Origin of the sequence: Methylobacterium sp. J-077, assembly GCF_022829365.1 — a bacterium.
Lineage (GTDB): Bacteria > Pseudomonadota > Alphaproteobacteria > Rhizobiales > Beijerinckiaceae > Methylobacterium.
In genome coordinates this window covers 1-2,373 of the sequence record NZ_JAKSYJ010000237.1, presented here as the reverse complement: position 1 = coordinate 2,373, position 2,373 = coordinate 1, and the positions used below count along the sequence as shown (strand labels likewise).

Here is a 2,373-nt window from a genome sequence, read left to right as displayed (position 1 = left end):
GCGCAGACCGTCAGCGTCAAAGTCTGACCGCAGCGGTACCGGAGCAGCCATGACATCCTCCTCGGGCTCCAAACCCAAAGACAGAATCACCCCTCAGCCGCCGAGGCTACCCCGTGAGTCCCACTTAACGAGGGTTGGTATACGAGGCGCTGCGCGGGCTCGGCTACGAGGGCGGCTACGATGCCGTTCGCCGCTATGCCAAAACCTGGAAGCGCGAGCGGGCCTCGGTCACGGCGCAGGCCTTCGTGCCGCTCACCTTCGCTCCGGGCGAGGCCTACCAGTTCGACTGGAGCCACGAGATCGTGCTGATCGGCGGCACGACCGTCACGGTCAAGGTCGCCCACGTCCGGCTCTGCCACTCGCGCATGCTGTTCGTGCGGGCCTATCCGCGCGAGAGCCAGGAGATGGTGTTCGACGCCCACGACCGGGCGTTCGCGTTCTTCCAAGGCACCTGCCAGCGCGGCATCTACGACAACATGAAGACCGCGGTGGAGACGATCTTCGTCGGGCGCGAGCGCGCCTACAACCGCCGCTTCCTGCAGATGTGCTCGCACTACCTCGTCGATCCGGTCGCCTGCACGCCGGCCTCGGGCTGGGAGAAGGGGCAGGTCGAGAACCAGGTCGGGCTGGTGCGCGAGCGCTTCTTCACCCCGCGCGTCCGGGTGAAGAGCTACGAGGAGCTGAACGCGCTCCTGCTCGATCAGGTGATCGCCTACGCCAAGGTGCATCCTCATCCCGAAGAGCGCGAACGCACCGTCTGGGAGCGGTTCGAGGCCGAGCGGGCAGCCCTCGTTCCCTATGCCGGTCGCTTCGACGGCTTCCACGCCATCACCGCCTCGGTGTCCACGACCTGCCTCGTGCGCTTCGACAACAACCGCTACTCGGTCATGGCCTCGGCCATCGGTCGACCGGTCGAGGTGCGGGCGTACGCCGGGCGCATCGAGATCCGGCAGGACGGGCGCATCGTCGCCGAGCACGAGCGCGCCTTCGGCCGGGATCAGACCGTGTTCGATCCCTGGCACTATGTCCCCGTGCTCGCCCGCAAACCCGGCGCGCTCCGGAACGGCGCACCGTTCAAGGACTGGGTGCTGCCTGCCGCCCTCGACCGGGTCCGACGCAAGCTCGCCGGCAGTGCCGGGGGTGACCGGCAGATGGTGGAGATCCTCACCGCCGTGCTCGCCGACGGGTTGCCGGCCGTCGAGGCGGCCTGTGCCGAGGCCCTGCGCGAGGGCGTCCACTCGGCCGACGTCGTCCTCAACATCCTCGCCCGGCAGCGCGAGCCGACCGCGCCCGTCACCATCCTGACGCCCGAGAGCCTGCGGCTGCGCCACGAGCCGGTCGCCGACTGTGCCCGCTACGACAGCCTGAGGAGAGCCCTATGATGGAACGCCAGCACATCCTCACCACCATGGGCGAGCTGAAGCTCTTCGGGATGAAGGCAGCCTACGACGAGATCATCAAGATTGCGCTCAAGCGCACCCACGAGCCGCAGCAGATCGTCGGCGACCTGCTCCAGGCCGAGATCTCCGAGAAGCAGGCACGCTCGATCCGCTACCAGATGACGATCGCCAAGCTGCCCCTGGCCAAGGACATCGCCGAGTTCGCCTTCGACGGCACTCCGATCAACGAGGGGCTGGTGCGTGATCTCGCCGGCGGGGAGTTCCTGGCGCATCAGCGCAACGTCGTGCTCGTCGGCGGCACCGGCACCGGCAAGACCCACCTCTCGCCATCGCCATCGCGCGGGCCTGCATCCGGGATGGCGCGCGGGGCCGGTTCTACAACGTCGTCGACCTCGTCAACCGGCTCGAAGCAGAGGCACGGGCCGGCCGGCAGGGCCGCATCGCCGACCATCTCGCCCGGCTCGATCTCGTGGTGCTCGACGAACTCGGCTATCTGCCGTTCGCGCAGTCGGGCGGCCAGCTCCTGTTCCACCTGATCAGCAAGCTCTACGAGACCACCTCGATCGTGATCACCACCAATCTCGCCTTCGGGGAATGGCCGAGCGTGTTCGCCGGCGACGCTAAGATGACCACGGCGCTGCTCGACCGGCTCACCCACCACTGCGAGATCGTCGAGACCGGCAACGAGAGTTGGCGCTTCAAGAACCGCGCCTGAGGCCGGCGCACACATCGCGCTGGCTGGACCCCTGATCAGCCCGGCTGCGCCACCCCGACCCACTTCGCCGGGCTGATCAGGGGCGTCCCGCCATACCCATCCAGGGGGTCAAAGTTCGGGTTCATCCGCACTTTCGGTGCTGGCGAGCCTTCGTACGGCCAAGCTCTACGGGTCGACCTCAGGCGGCATGGAGGACACGCTGGCGCAGAAGATCGAACTTCGCGCGGCCGTACATGCTCCGCTTGATCAGTTTGAGGC

2 pseudogenes are annotated in these 2,373 nt (G+C 67.6%); both read left to right on the top strand.

Features of this window, described 5'->3' with window-relative positions:
- Positions 1–137: 137 nt before the first annotated feature.
- Positions 138–1,382, top strand: a pseudogene (istA, locus tag MKL11_RS30895) (IS21 family transposase); the annotation flags it as partial.
- Positions 1,379–2,115 (top strand): annotated as a pseudogene (istB, locus tag MKL11_RS30890) (IS21-like element helper ATPase IstB). The pseudogenes istA and istB, both read left to right, overlap by 4 nt.
- Positions 2,116–2,373: the final 258 nt, after the last annotated feature.